The 24666-nt window shown below is 64.1% G+C and carries 20 protein-coding genes; 10 read left to right on the forward strand and 10 right to left on the reverse strand.

Annotation, left to right across the window (positions count from 1 at the left end; all coding sequences use genetic code 11):
* Positions 1-602: 602 nt before the first annotated feature.
* Complete coding sequence (locus tag OQZ28_RS08455) at positions 603-1373, reverse strand: Bax inhibitor-1/YccA family protein (protein WP_165399082.1); 771 nt, start codon at positions 1371-1373, stop codon at positions 603-605.
* A 196-nt stretch (positions 1374-1569) separates the two neighbouring features.
* Here OQZ28_RS08455 and thpR point away from each other — a divergent pair, with 196 nt between their 5' ends.
* From thpR to OQZ28_RS08480, 5 genes are all read left to right on the forward strand, one after another.
* Positions 1570-2118 (forward strand): RNA 2',3'-cyclic phosphodiesterase, encoded by a 549-nt coding sequence (gene thpR, locus OQZ28_RS08460; RefSeq protein WP_130730025.1) that lies wholly within the window; start codon positions 1570-1572, stop codon positions 2116-2118.
* Between the two features lie 462 nt (positions 2119-2580).
* Entirely contained in the window at positions 2581-4803 is a 2223-nt protein-coding gene (locus OQZ28_RS08465) for a PQQ-dependent dehydrogenase, methanol/ethanol family (protein ID WP_130730026.1), read from the forward strand.
* A gap of 53 nt (positions 4804-4856) precedes the next feature.
* On the forward strand, positions 4857-6263 hold the full coding sequence (locus OQZ28_RS08470) for a c-type cytochrome (RefSeq protein WP_408884436.1): 1407 nt from the start codon (positions 4857-4859) through the stop codon (positions 6261-6263).
* 143 nt (positions 6264-6406) lie between these two features.
* Positions 6407-7111 carry an NAD-dependent deacylase gene (locus OQZ28_RS08475; protein WP_458135811.1) on the forward strand — a complete coding sequence of 235 codons (705 nt, stop codon included), beginning with the start codon at positions 6407-6409 and terminating at the stop codon, positions 7109-7111.
* 10 nt (positions 7112-7121) lie between these two features.
* A complete protein-coding gene (locus tag OQZ28_RS08480) occupies positions 7122-7739 on the forward strand; it encodes a uracil-DNA glycosylase family protein (protein ID WP_458135812.1) in 618 nt (205 codons plus the stop codon).
* Here the strand turns inward: OQZ28_RS08480 and OQZ28_RS08485 are convergent.
* Together OQZ28_RS08485 and OQZ28_RS08490 are read right to left on the reverse strand one after the other, a co-directional pair.
* Positions 7736-8464 (reverse strand): MarC family protein, encoded by a 729-nt coding sequence (locus OQZ28_RS08485; RefSeq protein WP_458135813.1) that lies wholly within the window; start codon positions 8462-8464, stop codon positions 7736-7738. The two genes, OQZ28_RS08480 and OQZ28_RS08485, sit on opposite strands and share 4 nt — an antisense overlap.
* A gap of 34 nt (positions 8465-8498) precedes the next feature.
* Complete coding sequence (locus tag OQZ28_RS08490; RefSeq protein WP_458135814.1) at positions 8499-10601, reverse strand: lysylphosphatidylglycerol synthase domain-containing protein; 2103 nt, start codon at positions 10599-10601, stop codon at positions 8499-8501.
* An 89-nt stretch (positions 10602-10690) separates the two neighbouring features.
* On the opposite strand from OQZ28_RS08490, the gene OQZ28_RS08495 reads away from it, so the two are divergent.
* On the forward strand, positions 10691-11521 hold the full coding sequence (locus tag OQZ28_RS08495; protein WP_035366909.1) for an IS5-like element IS1032 family transposase: 831 nt from the start codon (positions 10691-10693) through the stop codon (positions 11519-11521).
* A 9-nt stretch (positions 11522-11530) separates the two neighbouring features.
* Here OQZ28_RS08495 and OQZ28_RS08500 read toward each other — a convergent pair whose 3' ends face one another.
* Positions 11531-13138, reverse strand: a complete 1608-nt coding sequence (locus tag OQZ28_RS08500; protein ID WP_458135815.1) for a lysine--tRNA ligase — start codon at positions 13136-13138, stop codon at positions 11531-11533.
* A gap of 132 nt (positions 13139-13270) precedes the next feature.
* Between OQZ28_RS08500 and OQZ28_RS08505 the strand changes: the two genes are divergently transcribed.
* Positions 13271-16201, forward strand: coding sequence for an ATP-dependent DNA helicase (locus tag OQZ28_RS08505; RefSeq protein ID WP_458135816.1), 2931 nt, complete (start codon positions 13271-13273; stop codon positions 16199-16201).
* A gap of 45 nt (positions 16202-16246) precedes the next feature.
* On the opposite strand, the gene OQZ28_RS08510 is transcribed toward OQZ28_RS08505, so the two are convergent.
* The 3 genes from OQZ28_RS08510 to OQZ28_RS08520 all read right to left on the reverse strand — a co-directional run bounded on the left by OQZ28_RS08510 (position 16247) and on the right by OQZ28_RS08520 (position 18743).
* The gene (locus tag OQZ28_RS08510) at positions 16247-16450 is read right to left on the reverse strand and encodes a cold-shock protein (protein ID WP_010507660.1); all 204 of its coding nucleotides are present in this window, start codon (positions 16448-16450) and stop codon (positions 16247-16249) included.
* Between the two features lie 292 nt (positions 16451-16742).
* Positions 16743-18389 carry a chaperonin GroEL gene (gene groL, locus OQZ28_RS08515; RefSeq protein WP_078526738.1) on the reverse strand — a complete coding sequence of 549 codons (1647 nt, stop codon included), beginning with the start codon at positions 18387-18389 and terminating at the stop codon, positions 16743-16745.
* 63 nt (positions 18390-18452) lie between these two features.
* On the reverse strand, positions 18453-18743 hold the full coding sequence (locus OQZ28_RS08520; RefSeq protein ID WP_078526736.1) for a co-chaperone GroES: 291 nt from the start codon (positions 18741-18743) through the stop codon (positions 18453-18455).
* Positions 18744-19188: 445 nt separating this feature from the next.
* Here OQZ28_RS08520 and OQZ28_RS08525 point away from each other — a divergent pair, with 445 nt between their 5' ends.
* Complete coding sequence (locus OQZ28_RS08525; RefSeq protein ID WP_458135817.1) at positions 19189-19851, forward strand: dienelactone hydrolase family protein; 663 nt, start codon at positions 19189-19191, stop codon at positions 19849-19851.
* A 70-nt stretch (positions 19852-19921) separates the two neighbouring features.
* On the opposite strand, the gene OQZ28_RS08530 is transcribed toward OQZ28_RS08525, so the two are convergent.
* Together OQZ28_RS08530 and OQZ28_RS08535 are read right to left on the reverse strand one after the other, a co-directional pair.
* Complete coding sequence (locus tag OQZ28_RS08530; protein WP_130730035.1) at positions 19922-20827, reverse strand: S-methyl-5'-thioadenosine phosphorylase; 906 nt, start codon at positions 20825-20827, stop codon at positions 19922-19924.
* Positions 20817-21635 (reverse strand): cytochrome c1, encoded by an 819-nt coding sequence (locus OQZ28_RS08535; protein ID WP_130730036.1) that lies wholly within the window; start codon positions 21633-21635, stop codon positions 20817-20819. The genes OQZ28_RS08530 and OQZ28_RS08535 overlap by 11 nt, the downstream gene beginning before the upstream one ends.
* A gap of 173 nt (positions 21636-21808) precedes the next feature.
* Between OQZ28_RS08535 and hemF the strand changes: the two genes are divergently transcribed.
* On the forward strand, positions 21809-22717 hold the full coding sequence (gene hemF, locus OQZ28_RS08540; RefSeq protein WP_130730037.1) for an oxygen-dependent coproporphyrinogen oxidase: 909 nt from the start codon (positions 21809-21811) through the stop codon (positions 22715-22717).
* Positions 22718-22835: 118 nt separating this feature from the next.
* Complete coding sequence (locus OQZ28_RS08545) at positions 22836-23915, forward strand: hypothetical protein (RefSeq protein WP_458135818.1); 1080 nt, start codon at positions 22836-22838, stop codon at positions 23913-23915.
* 22 nt (positions 23916-23937) lie between these two features.
* Here the strand turns inward: OQZ28_RS08545 and OQZ28_RS08550 are convergent, their stop codons facing one another.
* Positions 23938-24549, reverse strand: coding sequence for a Smr/MutS family protein (locus OQZ28_RS08550; RefSeq protein WP_458135819.1), 612 nt, complete (start codon positions 24547-24549; stop codon positions 23938-23940).
* Positions 24550-24666: the final 117 nt, after the last annotated feature.

A 24666-nucleotide genomic window follows, 5' to 3' on the forward strand; every position in this document is an offset into this window, starting at 1 on the left:
TCGCTTCATCCACGGGCTTAGACAACAGCGGCCACGTTATACGCATGGCGGGAAAAAGCATTCTGCCTTCCCGGCATCCAGCGACATCGCGCCTGAGTCGACTTCCGAAAATGACAATCGCCTCTTTCGGTTTGCATCCGTCATGAGTTAGTTGCCGGCCGGCTGGCCATGACCTTGATCAATACGACCTGCCAGACCTTACGTAAATATTACTCTCAGGGCAGATCGGACCATGAATCGCGATGCCGTCCTGTGTGCTGAAGCGCATGTCCTGTGCCGCATACCCTTTCATATAGTTTTTCTATTCAAGGGTTATCCGACCTGAACGGCCTCATAGGCAAGCCTTCACATAATATTTCAATAGATTTCATTGCTTAAAATTTATCTTGCAAAATCGTTTTTTTACAAAGGTTTAGCCGGGTGTCATTAACCTCACACTCTCGTCATCAGATAATTTCCATATATGAATAAGTCTTATCTTTTTTGACAGAAAGACCATTCCGGCTCCCCATTCACGCAAAAAGGGCCGCCACGGTTGTGGCAGCCCTTCTCATGCAGTCAAACAGGACCGAAACAGTCCTTGAAAGCAGGAATCCTGTCGATCAGTCGTTGCTGCTGTTGCGCACGCCCATGAACTGCAGCAGGAACTGGAACAGGTTGATGAAGTTCAGATAAAGGTTCAGCGCATCATAGACTGACCGCTTCGCAGCCATGTCCGGGCCTTCATAGGCTGCAACCTGCTGGTAGGTGGCCTTGATGTTCTGGGTATCGAACATGGTCAGCCCCACGAACAGCAGCACGCCTGCGGCGCTGTAGACGAAATACAGGGCGGGGCTGTGCAGGAACATGTTCACCACGCCCGCGATGATCAGGCCGAACAGCCCCATCATGAAAAACGAACCAAAGCGGCTGAGGTCGGTACGAGTCGTATAGCCCCAGATGGACATGGTGCAGAAGGTTGCGGCGGTGATGAAGAAGACGCGCGTAACCGAAACCCCCGTGAACACCATGAAGATGTTGGACAGGCTCGCCCCCATCACCCCGCAGAACAGCCAGAACAGGGTCTGCACCGCCTGGGTGGAGAGCCGATTGACCCCGAACGACATGACCAGGACGAAACCAAGCGGCGCGATCATGGCCAGCATGCCAAGCCCGGTCGGCTTGATCGTGCCCAGGGCAGGCACGTACTGGAAGAACAGCGTCTGCAGTTGGGTGTTGGCGATCAGGTAGGCAACCAGTCCGGTCAGGACCAGCCCGGATGCCATCCAGTTATAGACTCGCAGCATATAGGCGCGCAGGCCCATATCGACGGAGCCCATGGCACTCTCAGCGGTGGGGCGGATGAAACTCCGCGAATCAGGGCCAAAAGCCATTTGTTGTTTCCTTCCTCCACGTCCGTGACTGACGTGCGTCTGCCTGCATGTGGGCTCATGCTAGACGCGGTTCAAGAACATCAGCGTGACGAACACATTACAATGCGGCAACACGCTCCGCATTTCACAACGCTATATATACTGTACAAGACATGCGGCATGTGCCGTTTTTCCTTTCCGTCAAAAAGGTTGCCGGATGCGTCTGTTCATTGGCCTTGAACTTCCCCTTCCGCTCACGCGCGCCCTCGCTGGCCTGCGGGGCAACCTGCCGGACGTGACGTGGTCCCCACCGGAGTCCTATCACCTCACGCTGCATTATCTGGGCGCGGTAACGCACGGCCATCTGCTTGAAGACATCCACCACGCCCTGAGCGCCATAACAGCAGCACCCCCAACGCTCAGCCTGACCGCGCCGGGCCTGTTTGAAGCCGAAGCCCGCCACGGACCGGATACGCTGTGGATCGGCTGCGCGCCCGATGCCGCCCTGACTCACCTGCAGCAGCGAGTCCGCGCCACCATGAACCGGCTCCTGCCCGGCGCCGCGCGGTCCGCGCGCCGCTTCGTGCCCCATGTGACGATGGGCCGCCTGCTGCACCCCGATCCGCTCCGCCGGCAGGCCTGGCTGGCCGCCATGCCGCCCATGCCCGATGGCGAGCCGGTGGGTCACTTCACGCTTTTCCAGTCCCTGCGCCATGCGGACGGGCCGGTTTATGACGCACTGGAACATTATCCGTTACAGGGCTGATTCTCTGTCCTGATCCGTTACGCGTACGGCGTAGAGCAGATGGTCGTTTCACCAAGAATTTATGCCATTCATGAATAATAAAAATATATTTCTCATCATTTATTGTGAAGCACCTGACGCATGCCCTTAGGGGGCCCTTCTCATTCTTGCTGCAATATCAACATATTTTAAAAAAACCTCCAGCAGCGCCAGCTATCTGTTTCATTGCTTATCAGACAACATATTCACGTTTTAGTGAGCGTGAACACTAAAATGTCAGGAGACGGGCGTGCTAGCCTCGGTATGTTCGGATGAAACGGACTACCTGCTTTATCTCCCTGCCCGAAGCCGGTTTCCTGTCTGGTCGGAAAATGAGCGCCGCCCGCGCTTTTTGCCGGTTACATTCAGAAAGCCTGCCCGGACGGAAAGTTGCAGCGGCGGCGTCCTGAATTCGAAACCGTTAGTTTTCTGAGGACATCACATATGATTTCTGCCGTTTTCGGAAAAAGACGTTCTCTGAGCAGAACGCTTACAGCCGGAACGATATGTGCGGCTCTCATCTCGGGCTATGCCACCATGGCATCCGCAGATGACGGGCAGGGCGCCACGGGGGAAGCGATCATCCATGCGGATGACCATCCCGGCGACTGGATGACCTATGGCCGCACCTATTCTGAACAGCGCTACAGCCCGCTGGACCAGATCAACCGTTCCAATGTTGGTAACCTGAAGCTGGCCTGGTATCTCGACCTTGATACCAACCGTGGCCAGGAAGGCACGCCGCTGGTTGTCAATGGCATCATGTATGCCACGACCAACTGGAGCATGATGAAGGCCGTTGATGGCGCCACCGGCAAGCTGCTGTGGTCGTATGACCCGCGCGTGCCCGGCAACATCGCCGACAAGGGCTGCTGCGACACGGTCAACCGTGGCGCCGCCTACTGGAATGGCAAGGTCTATTTCGGTACGTTCGATGGCCGCCTGATCGCGCTTGACGCCAAGACCGGCAAGCTGGTCTGGAGCGTAAACACCATCCCGCCCGAGGCGGAGCTGGGCAAGCAGCGTTCCTACACGGTTGATGGCGCGCCGCGCATCGCCAAGGGCCGCGTGATCATCGGTAACGGTGGCTCCGAGTTCGGCGCGCGTGGCTTCGTCTCCGCGTTCGATGCCGAGACCGGCAAGCTGGACTGGCGCTTCTTCACGGTTCCGAACCCCAAGAACGAGCCGGACCATGCTGCCTCCGACAGCGTGCTGATGAACAAGGCCTACCAGACCTGGAGCCCGACCGGCGCCTGGACCCGCCAGGGCGGCGGCGGCACGGTGTGGGATTCCATCGTGTATGACCCCGTGTCCGACCTGGTCTACCTTGGCGTGGGCAACGGTTCGCCGTGGAACTACAAGTACCGTTCGGAAGGCAAGGGCGACAACCTGTTCCTGGGCAGCATCGTGGCGCTGAAGCCGGAAACCGGCGAATACGTCTGGCATTTCCAGGAAACGCCGATGGACCAGTGGGATTTCACCTCGGTCCAGCAGATCATGACAGTTGACCTGCCGATCAACGGTGAGACCCGCCACGTCATCGTGCATGCGCCGAAGAACGGCTTCTTCTACATCATCGATGCGAAGACCGGCGAGTTCATCTCGGGCAAGAACTATGTCTATGTAAACTGGGCCAGCGGGCTTGACCCCAAGACCGGCCGCCCGATCTACAACCCCGATGCGCTCTACACGCTTACGGGCAAGGACTGGTACGGCATTCCGGGTGACCTTGGCGGCCATAACTTCGCGGCCATGGCGTACAGCCCCAAGACCGGGCTGGTCTACATTCCCGCGCAGCAGGTTCCGTTCCTGTACACCAACCAGATCGGTGGCTTCACGCCTCATCCCGATAGCTGGAACCTTGGCCTGGACATGAACAAGGTCGGCATCCCCGACTCCCCCGAAGCCAAGCAGGCCTTTGTCAAGGACCTGAAGGGCTGGATCGTGGCCTGGGATCCGAAGACGCAGGCTGAAGCCTGGCGCGTGGACCACAAGGGTCCGTGGAACGGCGGCATCCTGGCAACGGGCGGCGACCTGCTCTTCCAGGGCCTGGCAAACGGCGAATTCCACGCCTATGACGCGACGAACGGTTCCGACCTGTTCCACTTCGCGGCGGATAGCGGCATCATCGCTCCCCCCGTGTCCTACCTTGGCAGCGACAAGAAGCAGTATGTCGCGGTTGAAGTGGGCTGGGGCGGCATCTATCCGTTCTTCCTCGGTGGCCTTGCCCGCACCAGCGGCTGGACCGTCAACCACTCGCGCATCATTGCCTTCTCGCTCGATGGCAAGTCGGGCCCGCTGCCCAAGCAGAATGACCAGGGCTTCCTGCCCGTCAAGCCGCCGGCACAGTTCGACAGCAAGCGCACCGATAACGGCTACTTCCAGTTCCAGACCTATTGCGCCGCCTGCCATGGCGACAATGCCGAAGGTGCTGGTGTGCTGCCTGACCTGCGCTGGTCCGGGTCCATCCGCCACGAGGATGCGTTCTACAATGTTGTCGGCCGCGGCGCCCTTACCGCCTACGGTATGGATCGCTTCGACAGCAGCATGAACCCCACCGAGATCGAGGATATCCGCCAGTTCCTGATCAAGCGTGCGAACGAGACCTATCAGAGGGAAGTTGATGCCCGGAAGAATGCTGACGGTATCCCCGAGCAGCAGCCATAATCTCCCGGTTTTGACAATTTTTCGCATCAACGCGACGCATGATGGTGAACATAATGATCAACAGGCTTAAGGTGACATTCAGCGCGGCAGCGTTTAGTCTGCTGGCAGGGACGGCATTGGCACAGACGCCAGATGCCGACCCCGCGCTGGTCCAGAAAGGGGCGTATGTCGCACGACTGGGTGACTGCGTAGCATGTCACACCGCCCTCCATGGGCAGTCGTATGCAGGCGGGCTTGAAATCAAGAGCCCGATCGGCACGATCTATTCCACAAACATTACACCGGACCCGACCTACGGTATCGGCCGCTACACCTTCGCCGAATTCGACGAAGCGGTGCGCCACGGTATCCGCAAGGATGGTTCCACGCTGTATCCGGCCATGCCGTATCCTTCCTTCTCGCGCATGACGAAGGAAGACATGCAGGCGCTGTATGCATACTTCATGCATGGGGTGAAGCCGGTCGCACAGCCTGACAAGCAGCCGGACATTTCCTGGCCAATGTCAATGCGCTGGCCGCTGGGCATCTGGCGCATGATGTTCTCGCCCTCGCCCAAGGAATTCACCCCCGCTCCCGGCACCGATGCCGATGTGGCCCGTGGTGACTACCTGGTGACGGGTCCGGGCCATTGCGGCGCGTGCCATACGCCGCGCGGCTTCGCCATGCAGGAAAAGGCGCTCGATGCTTCGGGTGGGCCTGACTTCCTGTCCGGTGGCGCGCCGATCGACAACTGGGTGGCCCCCAGCCTGCGCAACGACCCGGTCGTGGGTCTGGGCCGCTGGTCGGAAGATGACATCTACACCTTCCTCAAGTCCGGCCGTATCGACCACTCCGCCGTCTTCGGTGGCATGGGCGACGTGGTGGCATGGAGCACCCAGTACTTCACCGATGACGACCTGCACGCCATCGCGAAGTACCTGAAGAGCCTGCCGCCGGTGCCCCCCTCACAGGGCAACTACACATACGATCCGTCCACCGCGACGGCCCTGAACTCTGGCAACACCGCCAGCATGCCGGGTGCTGACACGTATGTGAAGGAATGCGCCATCTGTCACCGTAATGACGGTGGTGGCGTGGCCCGCATGTTCCCGCCGCTGGCTGGCAACCCGGTTGTCGTGACCGAGAACCCGACCTCGCTGGTGAACGTGATCGCTCATGGTGGCGTGCTGCCGCCGAGCAACTGGGCACCTTCCGCGGTGGCCATGCCGGGTTACAGCAACTCGCTGTCCGCCCAGCAGATCGCCGATGTGGTCAACTTCATCCGCACCAGCTGGGGCAACAAGGCGCCGGGCACCGTTACGGCAGCCGACGTGACCAAGCTGCGTGACACCGGGGCTCCGGTTTCCAGCTCCGGCTGGAACAGCATGAGCAGTGGCTGGTCGGTGTTCCTGCCGCAGCCTTACGGCTCGGGCTGGACGTTTGCACCGCAGACGCACACCGGTCAGGACGCCGCGCAGTAATACGCGGCAGGGGTGGCCTTTTCTCCCGGGCCGCCCTTACCCTGATACGCATTACGGAAAACCGCCATGGGCTTATGTCCATGGCGGTTTTCTTATGTACGGCAATGCCGCAAACTGACCTTTCACCTTGAGGGAGAATGCACATGCCGCGCATCGTTGTCCTGACCGGGGCGGGCATCAGCCAGGAATCGGGCCTGCAGACCTTTCGCGGGCCGGATGGGTTATGGAACCATGAACGGATCGAGGATATCTGCACGCCGCAGGGCTTTGCGCGTGATCCGCTGCGGGTGGACCGGTTCTATAACAACCTGCGTGCCCAGCTCCCCACCGTGCACCCCAATGCCGCGCACCGGGCGCTTGCCGCACTCGAACAGGCCGGACGTGACGGCCAGTGGCCGGGACACCTCACCATCATCACGCAGAATATCGACGACCTGCATGAACGCGCAGGGAGCCGGAACGTCATTCACATGCATGGCGAACTGCTGCGCCTGCGCTGCACTCACTGCCACGCCACCCCGGCATGGCACACCGACTGCACCCCCGATACGCCCTGCCCCGCCTGCGGCACGGCTACGCTGCGGCCCGATATCGTGTGGTTTGGGGAAATGCCCTACCATATGGAGGCCATAGCCCGGCAGCTTGAAGCCTGCGACCTGTTCGTGGCCATAGGCACCTCCGGCGTGGTCTATCCGGCAGCAGGATTTGTGGACAGCGTAACGGATCATGCCGATACGATGCTGTTCAACCTTGAAGCCCCACCGGGCCGCAGCACCTTTGACCAGACCATTCTCGGGCCTGCCACCCGCACGGTTCCCGCATGGACACGCGACCTGCTGAAAGCGTAAAGGCAGCCCCATGGCCGAAACCCTTGAAGACCTGTTGCACGCCATCCGCGCCTGCCAGACCTGTGCGGCGCACCTGCCGCTTGGCCCCCGCCCGGTGCTGCATGTCTCGCGCACGGCGCGGCTGCTCATTGCCAGCCAGGCGCCGGGCACGCGCGTGCATGAAACCGGGCAATCCTTCAATGATGCCTCGGGCGACCGGCTGCGGGGCTGGATGGGGGTCGATCGCGCCACGTTCTATGATTCCAGCCGCATTGCGCTGGTGCCCATGGGCCTGTGCTATCCCGGCCGCCTGCCCAAAGGTGGCGACTGCCCGCCCCGCCCGGAATGCGCGCCGCAGTGGCGCGCGCGCATCATGGCGCAGATGCCCGACCTTGAACTGACGCTGGTGGTGGGCAGCTACGCCCAGCTCCATATTCTGGGCAAGGGAAAGGTCAGCGAGCGCTGCCTCGACTTCCGCCACTACCTGCCGCGCTACTTTCCCCTGCCCCATCCTTCATGGCGCACGGGGGCATGGGAGCGGCGGACGCCGCAATTCGGCACGGATGTGCTGCCTGCCTTACGCGCCTGCGTGCGGGCCGTGCTTGACGGGCGGCCCGTGCCTGAAATTGCGCCGCTGCAAAGCTCTTAACCCGCCATCGTGATGACGGCATGCGCTGTGGACAGCACCACCCCCTGCACGCCCGTAATCAGGATCTGCACGCCAATCGAGAGCAGGATCAGTGCTGCGAGCCGCGAGACGATGCGCGTGCCGGTCTTGCCCAGCAGGTACAGTAGCTGCTCGGCATAGGCATAGGCCGCCCACACAATCCCCGCCACCAGCACCGCAGCAATCGACAGCACGCCGTAGAAGACGATGTGGGTGCCGGCAGGCGGCCCTTCCGAGCCGAGCGCAATGGCCACCGCAATCGTGCCGGGGCCGACGGTAAAGGGCATGGTCAGCGGAAAGAACGCCTGTCCCATCAGATTGGCCGCCTGGGTGCTGCCGCTGGCCTGGGCCTGCTTGCGGGCTTCCTCCGTTTCGGGGGCCTGGAGCAGCGACCATGCCCGCACGGCCACCACCAGGCCGCCCGCAATGCGCAGGGCATCGATGGTGATGCCAAAGAACGACAGCACCAGCCCGCCCACCCAGATCGAGGCCAGCATCAGCATGGCGGAATAGAACGCCACCTGCCCGGCAAGCGCCACGCAGGTGCGCCGGTCATGCCCTGCCGTAACCTGTGCAAAGATCAGCGCCGCCCCGAGTGGATTGACAATGGAGAACAGCGCCGGAAACGCCATGAGGAACGCACCCGACAGGCTGGGCAGGCCCACCACGGTAGAAAAATGCGTAAGCAGTCCGGCATGGGCGGTCATGAGCGGATTCCTTTACGCCATGCGGCACGCGCCTTCAGCATCCGGCCTGCCCCAGCGGCGCGAAGGCCTTGTCCATCAGCGCGCGGATGGTGTTCAGGTCGTCCGCCCCCGCGCACAGGAAACACGGATGCAGCGGCGCGCCTTCCTCCGTCAGGGGCCAAGGCGTGAGGCCCAGTTCGTTATAGACTGCAAGCAGGCTCGTGCCGACATGCCAGAAGGCAGGCTGGCAGCCTTCCTGCACCGCAAGGTCGCGCAGCCACCATATGGCCGATGTGCAGTCATCCGCATGGCCCGCCGGGTCACCCAGCCCGACCAGATACGGCCCCAGCCGCACGAAGGGCAGCAGCGCCTGCCGCCGCGCCCCCGGTATCAGCCCCGAAGGTGCGGGGGTAACCTGACCCACCCCGTCAAGCGCATGGTCAAGCGCGCGGTAACGGGCCTGGCCCTGCTTGTTCCACGGCAGCACATGAATGCGCCCCGGCCGCACCAGCCGCACGATCATGACCAGCCCCAGCATGACAGCAAGCCCCAGCGTCCATTGCGCAATGCCCGGCCGGGTGGCGAACAGCATGATCTCCCACCAGCTTCCCCCTGCCGAATCATGCGGCCCCGCCAGCACCAGCACCACCACCGAGGTGATCAGCAGCACAAGGGAGAGGATGGTCTGCGAGGACAGCGGCTCGCTCATGATCCGCGCATGGCGGTAATAGGAGCCCCGGAAAGGGGCAATCAGCAGGCACACCAGCATGAGCAGGCCCGGCACCGCCATGGGCGAGTCGCGCAGCAGCGTCAGCGCGCAGGCCACCGACAGCAGCCCGATCGTGGCCTTCCACGCCAGCGTCACGCGCTGCGAAAGCCCGATGCCCAGCCCGATCAGCGCCACGCCAATCAGCGAGAGCAGATAATCCCCCACCATGGCGAAGAGCGGTTGCAGGCGGCCTGCGTTCAGCCAATTTTCGGGGTCGAGCAGGGTCAGCGCCAGCAGCAGTCCCCCGCACAGCGAGACAGCACCAGTCGCCACCGCCACCGAAAAATCGGCCTCGCTTTCACGGATCACCTGGCTCGGCCTGCCGGGGCGCGGCCCACGCAGGGGGCTGCCCGTGCTCGCCTTGCGCGCGAGGGCGGCGTCACCGCGCAGGAACAGCTCATGCGCCGCGAACATGAGGCCCGCCACGAAGAGCGGCACGATGTAGTAGAACAGGCGGAAGATCAGGATGGCGGTCACAACGCGGGTTGCGGGCACGTAGGCGCCCAGCGCCAGCATCATCGTGCCGTCAAATACGCCCAGACCACCCGGCACGCTGGCCACCAGCCCTGCGGTGTAGGAGGCGATGTAGATGGCCAGGAACGTGCCGTAATCCAGCCCCTGCGCCACGGGCAGGAACGTGTAGGCAATGGCCGCCGTGGCCGCGACCTCAAGGGCTGCGACAAGGGTCTGCATCACCGCCATGCCAGCGGACGGAAACGTGACCTGCCAGCGCCAGACCCTGATCTCGTTCACGTAGCGCCCGGCAATGACATAGCCGATCACCGCCGCCCATAGCAGACAGCCCACCAGCCGCATCATGAGCGAGGGCAGCGCATGGCCGATGAAGGGCACCGTGCCCGGCTCCAGCACCAGCACGCTGCCGATCAGCACCGCCGCCCCCAGCAGGTAGGTGGCCGAACAGAACGCGATGATCTGGGCGACCTCAAAGGGCTTAAGCCCCCAGTTGCCATACAGCCTGAAGCGTACCGCAGCACCCGAAATGGCGGAAAACCCCAGGTTATGCGACAGCACATACGAGCAGAACGCCGCAAACGCCGTGCGCCGGAAGGCAAGCTGGCAGCCCACCTGCTGCACGGCAAGCCAGTCATAGAAGGACAGCACCAGATAGGACAGCAGCGTAAACCCTGCCCCCGCCCACAACGTGGTGGCGGGAATGGTGAGCAGCGCGTGGCTGATGTCCTGCCAGTGCAGGGTGCGCACCTCGCGCTGCACCACGATCACGGCGCCCACCAGCAAAAACAGCCCAAGCACATGCGGCAGGTGGCGCAGCAGCGCGTTGCGCCGGCGCGCGGGAGTCAGGCCCGCCCCGGTGGGCCCATCACCTTCAGGCTGGGCAGGCATTGCGTCTTGGCTCGGACGTTCAGCCATGGGCAAGCCCTTAGTGTCTGACCGAAAATGAGTTGAGTGATTTCAGTGGATTATGATTCATGGGTTTGCGATAACCTGATGAGATCAAGATGGCCTGGACTGAAATCACCCGCGCGCAGTATCGCCGGGACGACCTGGAGTATGCAAGCGACCTTCGCGATGCGGAGTGGGCGCTGATTGCGCCTTTGATGCCCGAGAAGAAACGACTGGGGAGACCACGACGTACGGATTTGCGCCGGGTCATGGAGGCGATCCTCTATATCGTCACTACGGGTTGCCAGTGGCGACAATTGCCTCGTCATTTTCCCGCCTTCACGACCGTGCAGGGCTATTTCTACCGTTGGATCCGCGAGGGACGATGGGAAGCGATAAACCATATTCTCGTGATCCTGTCGCGTGAGCAGGACGGGCGAGACGCCACGCCTTCGGTAGGCATTATTGACAGCCAGTCGGTTAAAACTGCTGAAAACGGCGGTCCACGCGGTTATGACGCGGGCAAGAAGATCAGGGGCCGCAAGCGGCATATCACGACCGATACGCTGGGTCATGTCGTGGCAGCCGTCGTGCATCCCGCCGACATTCAGGATCGTGATGGCGCGCCGCTGGTAGCGACCAGAATACGCTCATTGTTTCCCTGGCTTCGCCATCTGATCGGTGACGGCGGGTATGCCGGCGAGAAGTTGCGTGGTGCGCTGGCTGAACTCGGCCGATGGACGATCGAGATCGTCAAGCGTAGCGATCGGGCCGAAGGCTTCGTCGTCCTGCCCAAACGCTGGATCGTGGAGCGCAGCTTTGCATGGCTCGGACGCTGCCGTCGCCTCACGAAGGATGTCGAGGCAACAATCTCGTCATCCCACGCGTGGTTGATGATTGCCCATATCCGCAGAGTTCTGCGAAAAATCAATCAAACCGCTTTCTGATTCAGGCTCTTAGGCCGCCGTTCCTTCGGCGCGGGTCAGGGCAGCCTCGATCAGGGCCACGGTTTCCGCCACGCCATAGAGGGCGACAAAGATGCCAAAGCGCGGACCTTCCTTCTGGCCCAGCAGCACTTCATACAGACAGCCAAACCACGCGCGCAGCGGCTCGAAGCCATGGGTCTTGCCAATCTCGAACACGAGGTTCTGGCAGGCATCGGGGCTGACATCGCCGCCTTCCATGCCGCGCAGGGCCTGGGCGAGATCAGACAGCGCCTTGCGCTCATGCGCATCCGGCGCGCGGTACTGCTTGGTGGGGCGCACGAAATCGGCGTAGTAGACGATGGCGTATTCCACCAGCCGCGCCAGCATGGGGCAGCTTTCGGGCGTGGCACCGGCGTCGTAGCGCTGGATGAACTTCCACAGCACATCCGGCGTCTCGGCATTGGCGACCGAGGCGAGGTTGAGCAGCATGCCGAACGTGACCGGGCTGCCCGCATCGGCCGGGATCGCGCCCTTGTGGATGAACCATGCCGGGTTGGTCAGCAGTGCCGGGTCGGCAGGCTCCATGGCGCGGGCCTTGCCGACATGGGCCAGGTATTCATCCGTCGCCTTGGGGATGACATCAAAGAACAGCCGCTTGGCGCGCTGCGGCGCGTTGAACATGTACTGGCCCAGGCTTTCAGGCGGGGCATAGCGCAGCCATTCCTCGACCGAGATGCCATTGCCCTTGGACTTTGAAATCTTCTGCCCGTTCTGGTCCAGGAACAGCTCATAGGTCAGGCCCGCGGGCGGCTGGCCGCCAAGGATGCGGCAGATCCTGCCAGAAAGGCGCACGCTGTCGATCAGGTCCTTGCCCGACATTTCATAATCGACGCCCAGCGCATACCAGCGCATGGCCCAGTCGGCCTTCCACTGCATCTTGGCGTGGCCGCCGGTGACCGGCGTCTCGAAGGTCTCGCCCTCCTCATCGGTCCAGCGCACGGTGCCAGCAATGGGGTCGATGGCGTCCATCTTCACCTGCATCACCTGGCCGGTGCGCGGGTGGATGGGCAGCACGGGGGAATAGGTGGCGCGGCGTTCCTCGCCCAGCGTCGGGGCGATCACGGCCACGATCTGGTCATGCACCTCAAGCACGCGCTTCAGCGCCGCGTCAAAACGCCCGCCTTCATAATACTGCGTGGAGGAGGCGAATTCGTAATCGAACCCGAAGCCATCAAGGAAGGAGCGCAGACGGGCATTGTTGTGGGCGGCAAAGGATTCATGCGTGCCGAACGGATCGGGCACGCGCGAGAGCGGCTTGCCGATATACTGGCGCAGCATTTCCTGGTTGGGCACGTTCTCGGGCACCTTGCGCAGGGCGTCCATATCATCGGAGAAGGCCAGCAGCCGCGTGGGCAGGCCGGTCAGCTTCATAAACGCCTGCCTGACCCATGACGTGCGCGCCACCTCGCCAAACGTGCCGATATGCGGCAGGCCGGACGGGCCATAGCCGGTTTCCAGCAGCACGGGTTTATCGGCCGTAACCGCGCGCGCGCCAACATGCGCGGACAGTTTGGCGGCCTCCTCGAACGGCCAGGACTTGGGAAGGGGCGAGATAAGGGCAGGATGCTGTTCTGACATGGACCGGCAAGCTATGGACAGGAAGGGCACGGGTCAATCCATCCTATTCCACACCCCGGGGTACAGCAATAAGAATGGCATGACACACGGCGGGCGACATCTGCCCGCTTGTACCCTATATCATTGACGACCATGCCAGACACCCCGCCCCTGCCGGACAGCGCCCCGGCGATCCTTCCCCGGCACGGCGCCTGGTCGGTGCTTACGCCGGATGGGGAAATCCTGTCCTTGCAGGCCCCCGACATCCGCCGTGAACTGCCGCAGTGGCCCGTGCCCATGGTCATCCACGCGCCCGCCATCGCGCGCAGGCTCGACCTGCCGCCCCCGCCACGGCCCTGCCCGTGGCTGGACCTGCTCGAACTGTTCGCCTTCACCCTGCCTGCCCATACAGCGCCGCCGACCGCACGCGGGCTGGGCATGGCGCTGGGGCTCGGGGCGGACAGGCTCGAAACCCCCGAGGCCGACCTGCTGCCCGACCTTGCGTTCGAGATGCTCGGCCACATCGCCCGCCTGCGCAACACGCCCGAGGGCGGCATCCGCGCAGCCCTTGCGTGGCGCATGCGCAAGGCGGGGTGGGCGTGGGGGCCATCGGTCTGCGCGGCACTCGGCCTGAAGGATGACGGGAAGCTGCCCGCGGGCATGATCCAGCCCAACGAGGCGCTCAAGGTCTGGACCCGCCTGCCCAAATGGGAGGAAACCGCCCCACGCCCTGCACCCGCCGCCCACCCGGTAAGCGGGGAGGAAGCACAGGCGCATCTGCGCGAGATTATTGGCGAGGGAGCCGAGCACCGCCCGGCGCAGGAGGCGTTCAGCCACATCGCCGCCCGCGCCTTCACGCCACGCGCCACACAGGGCGACCCGCACATGGTGCTGGCCGAGGCCGGCACCGGCACCGGCAAGACGCTGGGCTACGTAGCGCCCGCCAATATCTGGGCACGCCGCAACGGCGGCGCTGTCTGGATCAGTACCTATACCCGCCACCTGCAACGCCAGATCGAAGCCGAACTGGCCCGGCTCTACCCCGACCCCGCCGTGCGCCGCAGCCATGTGGTGGTGCGCAAGGGGCGCGAGAACTACCTGTGCCTGCTCAACATGGAGGAGAGCGTGAACATCGCGCTCTCACGCGGGCAGGCGGGCGATGGCACCCTCATCGGGCTGGCGCTGGTAGCGCTGTGGGCGGCGCATACGCTCGATGGCGACCTGTTTGGCGGCGACCTGCCCGGCTGGTTTGCCGACCTGTTCGGGCGCGGGCTGCTGACCGGCATTGCCGACCGGCGGGGCGAATGCATCCACGGGGCCTGCCCGCATTACCAGCAATGCATGGTGGAGCACTCCATCCGCCGCGCCCGCACGGCAGACCTCGTGATTGCCAACCATGCACTCGTCATGTCGCAGGCAGCATGGCATGCGCTTGATGGCACCGGGGCCAGCAACGAGGACAACACCCCCACCCGCTACATCATGGATGAGGGCCACCATATTGCCGATGCGGCGGACAGCGCCTTCGCCCTTGAGCTTTCAGGGCTGGAGGCGGCCGAACTGCGGCGCTGGCTGCTCGGCGCCGAAGGGGCCCGCTCACGCGCGCGCGGCCTGCGGCGCCGGCTTGAAGACCTGCTGGCCAACATCCCCCGCATCGAAACCCCGCTTGATACCGCGCTGATGGCCGCCCGCGCCCTGCCCGCACCAGGCTGGTCGGCGCGCCTCGCGGCCCTTGACCCGGTGCACCGGGCAGCCCGCGTGCCCATCGAGGGGGAGGAGCCGGTGCTGTCCAACCCCTCCGAGGCGCTGCTGCATGAACTGCGCCAGCAGGTACTTGCCCGCACGCAGGGCAGCCCCGAGGGTGGCGCGCGCCGCAGCGACAGCGAATGCGACCTGTACCCCATGCCCGAATCGCTGCATGAGGCAGCACAGGCGCTGGAACGGGCGTTAAGGCGGCTGGCCGAGCCCCTGCGCACGCTGGTCGCCCGCCTTGACGAGGCGCTGGAAACCGAGGCCGACTGGCTCGACACCCCCATGCGCGAGCGCATTGCCGCCGCCATCCGCTCCATCCGCCGCCGCGCGCTCTCACGGGTGGATGGCTGGTGCGCCATGCTGGGCAGCATGCAGGCAAACGAGCCGCCCACGGGGGGCGAAACGCCGCAATATATCGATTACATCCGCATGGACCGGCGTGAGGGCCAGAACCCCGGCGAGCGCGACGTGGGGCTGTACCGCCACTGGCTGGACCCCACCATTCCGTTCGCCAGCGTGCTGGCAGCCCCCGCGCATGGCGTGCTGGTCACATCCGCCACGCTGCGCGACGAAAGCGGCGAGGACAACACCAATGACAACGCCGAACGCGCATGGGATGCCGCCGAGGCAAGGTCAGGCGCAATCCACCTGCCCTCGCCCGCCATACGCGCCTCCTTCCCCAGCCCGTTTGATTACGCGCGCCAGAGCCGCGCCTTCATCATTACCGACGTGGCGCATGATGACCCGGCAGCCCTTGCCGGGGCGTACCGCACGCTGTTCATGGCATCGGGTGGGGGAGCCTTGGGGCTGTTTACCGCCATCTCGCGCCTGCGCGAGGTGTACCGCCGCATCGTGACCCCGCTGGAGGAAGCGGGCCTGCCGCTCTTTGCCCAGCATGTGGACCCGATGGATAACGCAACGCTGGTCGATATCATGCGCAGCGAGCGCAATGCCTGCCTGCTGGGCACGGATGCGATGCGCGATGGGGTGGATGTGCCGGGCGAGGCCCTGCGTCTTGTCGCCTTCGAGCGCGTGCCGTGGCCGCGACCCGATATCCTGCACCGTGAGCGGCGCATTCACCTGTCTGGCGGCGCGCCGGGGCGCTTTGATGACAGGATTGCCCGCCTGCGCCTGCGCCAGGCCTTTGGCCGCCTGATCCGCAGCAGGCAGGACAGGGGGGTGTTCGTCCTGCTGGACCGGCGCACCCCTTCACGCCTGCTTTCCGCCTTCCCCGAAGGGGTGGCGGTACGCCGCCTCGGGCTGAGTGCGGCGGCGCGGGAGATCACGGCCTTCCTGCAGGCGCAGGATATATCCGCGGACCAGCTTTCCTGATCGTGTCTCCCTGCCCTTCCCCGCGCGGGGCGGGGGGCAGACGCCTTAAAGCGCCTTGAGGTTGGTCGCGGCAGCCTTGCCACGCTCCATGGCGATGTCGTAGCTGACCGCCTGGTCCTCGTTCAGGCCACGCAGGCCAGCAGCCTGCACCGCCGTGATGTGCACAAACACGTCCTTGCCGCCATCATCAGGCATGATGAAGCCAAAACCCTTGGTTGCGTTGAACCATTTTACTTTTCCGGTAGCCATAGCCAGTCTCTTCTCCAGCGCCATCCTTGCCGGTCCTAATACCGGCAATCCGGGCGCGTGTGCCTTTACCGCCATGAAAAAACGGGGCATCCGGAAAACACCCTGCCACTTCCACGCCGTTCGTGCACCCATAGGGGCAGCATGAAATGGGCACCCGTGTCAAATGATCCCGACATGATGGTACGCACTGGCCATGAAAAAAGGGGGAAAGGCCAATGGCCCTTCCCCCTTTTTTTATTCTGGCATCCGGCCCCGTGCTGCAGCTTGGGGCCGGGGTGCGCAGGTGCCTGGATCAGAAATCCATGCCGCCCATGCCACCCATGCCGCCCATGCCACCTTCCGGTGCCGCGGGCTTCTTCTCGGGGCGCTCGGCAACCATCGCCTCGGTGGTGATCAGCAGGCCCGCGACCGATGCCGCATCCTGCAGCGCCGTGCGCACGACCTTCATCGGGTCGATGATGCCGGCTTCCACCAGATCCTTGTAGTCGCCGATCTGGGCATCGAAACCGAAGGTGTAGGTGTCGTTTTCCAGCACCTTGCCAGCGATGACCGCACCGTCTTCGCCCGCGTTGTGGGCGATCTGGCGCAGCGGTGCCTGCAGGGCCTTGCGGATGATGTCCGCACCGACGCGCTGGTCGTCGTTATGGAAGTGCAGGCCACCGAGCTTGGTCGATGCGCGGGCCAGCGCCGTGCCACCACCGGGAACGATGCCTTCCTCAACAGCCGCACGGGTTGCGTGCAGGGCGTCGTCCACGCGGTCCTTGCGCTCCTTCACCTCGATCTCGGTGGAACCACCCACGCGGATCACGGCAACGCCGCCTGCCAGCTTGGCCAGGCGTTCCTGCAGCTTCTCGCGGTCGTAGTCGGAGGTGGTTTCCTCGATCTGCGCGCGGATCTGGCTGCAACGGCCCTTGATGGCCTCGCCTGCGCCCGCACCCTCGACAATGGTGGTGTTTTCCTTGTCGATGTGCACCTTCTTGGCGGTGCCCAGCATGTCGAGCGTAACGCTCTCGAGCTTGATGCCGAGGTCTTCGCTGATGACCTGGCCACCGGTCAGGATCGCGATGTCTTCCAGCATCGCCTTACGGCGGTCACCAAAGCCCGGCGCCTTGACGGCGGCGATCTTCAGGCCACCACGCAGCTTGTTGACCACCAGGGTCGCCAGCGCTTCGCCATCGACGTCTTCGGCAATGATCAGCAGCGGGCGGCCGGACTGCACAACGGCCTCAAGCAGCGGCAGGATGGGCTGGAGCGAGGAGAGCTTCTTCTCGTGGATCAGGATGTAGGGGCTGTCCAGATCGACGGTCATCTTCTCCGCATTCGTCACGAAATACGGGGAGATGTAGCCACGGTCGAACTGCATGCCCTCGACCACGTCGAGCTCGGTGTGCAGGCCCTTGGCCTCTTCCACCGTGATCACGCCCTCGGAGCCGACCTTCTGCATCGCCTTGGAGATCATCTCGCCGATTTCATGCTCGCCATTGGCGGAAATCGTGCCGACCTGTGCGGTCTCGGCAGGCGTGGTGATCTTCTTGGCGTTCTTCTTCAGCTCTTCAACGACAACGCCAACCGCCTTGTCGATGCCGCGCTTGAGGTCCATCGGGTTCATGCCAGCGGCAACGGCCTTGGCGCCTTCGCGCACGATGGCCTGTGCCAGCACGGTTGCCGTGGTGGTGCCGTCGCCTGCGATATCGTTGGTCTTGGAGGCGACCTCACGGACCATCTGCGCGCCCATGTTCTCGAACTTGTCGGCCAGTTCGATTTCCTTGGCGACGGAGACACCATCCTTCGTGATGCGCGGTGCGCCGAAGCTCTTGTCGAGCACGACGTTACGACCCTTGGGGCCGAGCGTCACTTTTACTGCATCGGCCAGAATGTCCACGCCACGCAGCATGCGCTGGCGGGCTTCACCGCCGAACTTTACGTCCTTGGCTGCCATTGTTCTCTTCTCCGTATGGAAAGGTTTTTTAAAAGGTTACCCGGTGCGGAAAGCGCGGGTGGGTCAGGCGACCACGCCCATGATGTCGCTTTCCTTCATGATCAGCAGTTCTTCACCGTTGATCGTCACTTCCGTGCCCGACCACTTGCCGAACAGGACGCGGTCACCCGCCTTCACGTCGAGGGCCACGATCTGGCCCTGCTCGTTACGGGCACCTGCGCCCACCGAGATCACCTCGCCTTCCATCGGCTTTTCCTTGGCGGTCTCAGGGATGATGATACCACCTGCTGTCTTTTCCTCGCTCTTAAGGCGACGGACGACCACTCGGTCATGCAGGGGACGAAATTTCGTCATGGATCGCTCCAAATCTTCTAAAGGTAACGCCCTTGAATCAAGCAACGCCACCGGTTGGCGCGCGCGCCAGGCCGCATCGCGTTAGCACTCCCCTCGTGAGAGTGCTAAACACCAGATAGGTAGCCCCCCCACAGGTGTCAAGAATGGCGCACAGCGAGACGGCGCAGAATTCGCGCGCAAAAGGCACTCCGGGCAAAAATCCTTATTTTATGATTGAATATCAATCGATTAATGGAGTGCTTCGCCCCCCATCAAAAGCGGCGCAACAGCCCTCCCCACAATGCATGACACCCTGCCGTGCCGATTCCATCGTGCAGCCCGCCAGCGCGGGGCTTCATGGGAAGGAATTCTCATAAAGTCGTCCCTCACGCGGGTTTCATATTGACGTCAGGGCAGGCCGCATCATTCTTTGCCACGCAATGAAGGAAAGAATGGAGTGAAAACCATGGGCGCAGTCATAACCGTTACAGCAGCGGACGGGCATGAATTTTCCGCCTATCGGGCCGGTCGGCCCGATGCGGCGCGCGCCGTGGTGGTGGTGCAGGAGATATTTGGTGTCACCCCCTATATCCGCGCGGTGTGCGACGCCTTTGCCGCTCAGGGCTATCAGGCCATTGCTCCTGCCCTGTTCGACCGCGCGCGGCGCGATGCCATCCTGCCGTATGACAGCACGGGCATGCACGAAGGGCTGAAGCTGCGTGCCGAGGTGGGGCAGGAGAACGCGCTGCGCGACCTCGTGGCCGCGGCTGACGTGCTGACAACCGAGAAGAAGGGCATCGTGGGGTTCTGCTGGGGTGGCAAGCTGGCGTGGGAAGCGGCCTGCCACACCAGGGCGTTCGCCGCGGCCGTGGCATGGTATGGCGGCGGCATTGCCGAGACCCGCAGCCAGGTGCCCAACTGCCCCGTGCAACTGCATTTTGGCGCGGAAGACCCCCATATCCCGGCAGATGACGTGGACGCCATCCGCGCTGCGCATGAAGAGATCGAGATCTTTACCTATGAGGGGGCCGATCACGGCTTTGGCTGCACGGATCGCCCGTCCTACAACGAGGCCGCCGCCACCCTGGCCATGCAGCGCACGCTGAGCTTTTTCGAGCACTGGCTGTAACAGCCAAAAAGAATGCCGCCTTTTTGAAAAAAGGCGGCACCCAAAACTTCTGTTTTTTCAAGGCTGTTTTTTAACCGCGGTTGAGCACGCGGCCTGCAACGGCTTCCAGCTTTTTGAGCAGCGCCGGATCACGCTTTTCGGGGGCTGTGATGATGGCGTGCTCGAGCGCGCGATCGCAGCCTGCATAACAGGGGCCACGCTTCGCACCCAGCTTGGGGATGACCGAACGCACGAGCGCACGCGCGCGGCTGGCATTCTGCTGCATCACCTTGACCACCGCATCGACCGTGACACTGTCATGGTCGTCGTGCCAGCAGTCATAATCGGTGACCATGGCGACGGTGGCGTAGCAGATCTCGGCCTCACGGGCGAGCTTGGCCTCGGGCATGTTGGTCATGCCCACCACCGAGCAGCCCCATGAGCGGTAGAGATTGCTCTCGGCACGGGTGGAGAACTGCGGGCCTTCCATGACCAGGTAGGTGCCGCCACGGGTCACGTCCAGCCCGAGTTCACGGCACTGGCCCTCAAGCACGTCGCCAATGCGCGGGCAGAGCGGGTCGGCCATGCCGACATGGGCCACGCAGCCGGTATCGAAAAAGCTCTTCTCGCGCGCGAACGAGCGGTCGATGAACTGGTCGATCACCACGAAGTGGCCCGGTGGCAGTTCTTCCTTCAGCGAGCCGACTGCCGAGAGCGAGACGATATCGGTCACGCCCGAGCGCTTGAGCGCATCGATATTGGCGCGGTAGTTCAGGCGCGAGGGCGGCAGCGGGTGGCCTCGGCCATGGCGCGGCAGGAACACGCAGCGCACGCCATCAAGCCGGCCGAACAGGAGCTGGTCGGACGGCTTGCCCCACGGGGTCTCGACCGTGCGCCATTCCTTGTCCTCAAGGCCTTCGATATCATACAGGCCGGACCCGCCGATCAGGCCGATAACCGGCTCGATCTGCTCGCCGGTGGCAGCGTTAGTGGACATTGGACCACGTTCTCCGTTTCAGACAGATGGAAAATACTAGCAGGATCAGCAGGAACACGATCACCCCCACGCCTGCGCGGTGGCGCGCCGTCAGGTGCGGGCTGGCCACCCAGGCCAGGTAGGTCGTGACATCCCGCGCCTGCTGCTCGACCGTGGCGGGCGTGCCATCGGGGTAGGTAATGCCGCCTTCATACAAGGGCGGCGGCATGGCGATCTGCCCGTTGGCGGCGTACGGGTTATAGAACGTGCCCGGCGGCACCACCGTGCCCGCGGGCGGGGTCTGGCCGTAACCGGTCAGGAAGGCATAGATGCGGTCCACCCCCCCGGGGTGCACCACGGCAAGGCGCGACTGGTCGGGCGGCACCACGCCATGGTTGGCGGCCGCCGCCACATGCGCATCTGGGTAGGGGGAGAGCAGGTGGTCATCCATGTTGGCAGGCCGGGTGACCGGGTGGCCGCCTGCATCCACCCCCGCCGGAATGTGGTGGCTGGCGGCCAGCGCATTGACATCGGCCTCCTTCAGCCCCAGCCCGGCCAGGTCGCCATAGGTCACGGCCTGCATGCCGTGGCAGGCGGAACAGACCTGGGCATACACCGTATAGCCACGCTGCACGGCCGCCATGTCGAAATGCCCCAGCGGCCCCTGAAAGCTCCAGTGCTGGCGGGGCGGCTCGCGGTAGTCATGCGGCTGCGCCCTGGCCCCGTTGCCCATGGGCATGACCGCCAGCAACCCGCCGAACAGCAGGCCACGGCGTAACATGATGCGCCGGGGATGCGCCCCGCCCTGCCGATGACCCGGTTCATGCATGTCAGCTACGTTCCCGCCCTAATTTCCGTATCCCCCCGCATTCCTGCCGGGGCTGGCCTCCTTCCTAGCGGCAGCGCGACCAGTCTTGCAATCACCCGTCTTGCAATAAGTGGAACAAACGGGCACCCGTAATATCCATCGCGAACGACCAGAACGGGCTAAATGAGACGAGCATGACAATTTCCCGCACCCCCGTCGCCCACGACGCACTGAAGGACACCGCCCGGACCTGGTTTGAAACCCTGCGCGACCGGATCTGCACGGCCTTTGAACAGATCGAGGATGAGGCCGTGGCCGCCGGCACGCCCACCCTGCCCGGCAAGGAAAAAGCGGGCCGCTTCGAGCGCAAGCCGTGGTCGCGCACCAATGAGGATGGCACGCCCGGCGGCGGCGGCGTGATCAGCCTCATGCGCGGGCGCGTGTTTGAAAAGGTAGGGGTCAATGTCTCCACCGTGAGCGGGGTGTTCAGCCCCGGCTTCCGCGACTCGATTCCCGGCGCGTCGGAAGACCCGCGCTTCTTCGCCACCGGCATCAGCCTCGTCGCCCATATGTGCAGCCCGCTGGTGCCCGCGGCCCATTTCAACACCCGCATGATCATCACCACGCAGGGCTGGTTTGGCGGCGGCGGCGACATTACCCCCATGTTCCCCGAAAGTGCCGAGGCCATCAGCGATGGCGCGCGCTTTCATGACGGGTTCCGCAAGGCATGCGAGAAGCATGACCCCGAATATTACCCCCGCTTCAAGGAATGGTGCGACAGGTACTTCTACCTGCCCCACCGCGATGAAGCGCGAGGCCTGGGCGGCATTTTCTATGACCGGCTCAATACCGGCAACCTCGATGCCGATTTCGCGTTCACCCGCGATGTGGGGCTCGGCTTCCTGGAAACCTATCCCGACATCGTGCGCAGCCGCATGATGGAGCCGTGGACGCCCGAGCAGCGCAAGGCGCAGCTTGTCCGGCGCGGGCGGTATGTCGAGTTCAACCTGCTGCATGACCGTGGCACGATTTTTGGCCTCAAGACCGGCGGAAACACCGAAGCCATCCTCATGAGCCTTCCCCCGGAGGTCCACTGGCCATAAGAATAGCCGCCATGCCCGTTCCACGCACCCTGCCCCGCCCTGACCAGCCCACCCGCCCCCCTGCGGCATGGGCCGATGGCGGGCGGCCAGGGCATTGGCCCCACCGGCGGCGCCAGCCATGATCAACCGCCGGGCTTTCATGGCCCTTGTGGCCGCAGGGGCCGCCCTGCCATGGGGGGCATGGGCCTCGGAGCTCCCGCGTGAGCGCCTGCCCCAGCTTCCCACCGGCACGCCGGGGCTGCTCATGGCGGGCAGCCACAGCGCCATGGCGGAACGGTGGAGTCCCATCCTGCCCACGGCCCTTGGCCAGGGGTTTGGCCTGCCCACCCCGCTTGGCGTGCGCGATACGGTGGGGCAGGACGGGGTAACGGGAGCCAACCTGTTCGATTCCCAGTTCGCATCCGATGGCATGATGGCGCTGGCGGCTCCCGGCTCGGCGCTCGTCTCCTCGCTGTGCGGCGATCCGCGCATCCATTTCGACTACAGCCGCTGGCTGCCGCTGCTGCTCAGCCTGACGGTGCCCATCGTGATCGGGCGCACGCAGCTGCACCGCAGCCTTGGCAGCTTCATGCGAGACCGGCCCGTGCGCATTGCCGTCTCGACTCTGACCGGAATCGAACTGCCCACCGTGCTGGCCATGACGCTGTTCGGGCTGCGGCCCATACCGGTTACGGGCCTGGCCACGCCGCAGGCCGCCGCCGCCGCCCTGCGCGACAACCAGGTCGATGTCATCCAGATTACCGACCCGCTGGGCACGCCCGAGACGGCGGCCCTGACCAGCACGCTGGCGCAGGCTGGCTGCCCCGCCCTGTTTGCCCTGACCGACCGGCCCGGCACCGTCAGCCTGCCCGGCCAGACAATCATGAACATGGAAGACCGGCTGCGCCAGGATGCGCGCTCGGCGCTGAACAGCCTGCTGCATGCAGCACTCAGGCCGCTGGCGGGGGCCGCGGGCGTGGACCTGGCGCTGGTGCTGCCCATGCTGACCTCATCGGCCACGCTGGCGCGGTGGCGGGCGGCCACCACGCAGGCGCTGCATGATGGCACCCTGCAGGCCACGATGCATGATGCGGGCCGCACGCTGCTCACCGGCACGGACGCAACCGAGGCGCTGCGGCAGATCTCGGGCGATACTTCAAGCATCATGACCCTGCGCCGCTGGCTGGCCGCCAACCTGCCCAGCTGGCGGCTGGGCTGAGCAGCGCGGCGGCGGGGCGGCTCTAGCGGTACACGCCGCGGCCCGGCCTGCGCAGCAGCACGCGCACGGCACCCTGATTGGCCGCATGCGGGTGCACCACGGCCAGGATCAGGCGACCCAGATCGCCGCGCCCCAGCCAGAAGGGCAGCTCGCGCCGCAGGATGCCGCCATGATGGCCGCTGCCCAGCCCGGTAATGATCTCGACACAGCGCACGTTGTCGGCATGCGCCTGAATGAGAAAGCCGTGCAGGCGGTGGAACGCCGTCTGTGCCACCTGCCCGTGCAGGTCCAGCCTGCGCTCGGGGCGCAGCTTGCCGCTCACCAGCCCGCGCCAGCTTGTGTCATCCAGCCCCGGCCTGCGCACACCGATCTCGAATGCGCCGCCCTTTCCCTTCTGCACCGTCAGGCTATGGCTGGCGGTCTGGTGCACCGCATGCACGCCGCCTTGTGCAAGGCGCTGCATGATGGCCGCCCGGCTCATGCCCGGCCGGTCGGCCTCGGGCGGCACGGAGGGCGGCGGAGCTGCAGGTGGGGTCTGGCCCGTGTGGCGTGGCGCGATCCGTAGCGGCGCGATACCCTGCGCGAAGGCCGCCCACAGGGCCTGTTCCTCCTCGTTCAGTCTGCGCTGCCTCACGGTATGATTCCTTTCTGCGGGCCGGTGGCCTGCGCGCATAGAATCATACCGCGCCCGCAAGGTCCATGTTTTCAGGCATGGCGCCCGCGCAAAAAGAATGCCGCCTTTTTTGAAAAA

Source organism: Komagataeibacter sp. NFXK3 (assembly GCF_054182245.1).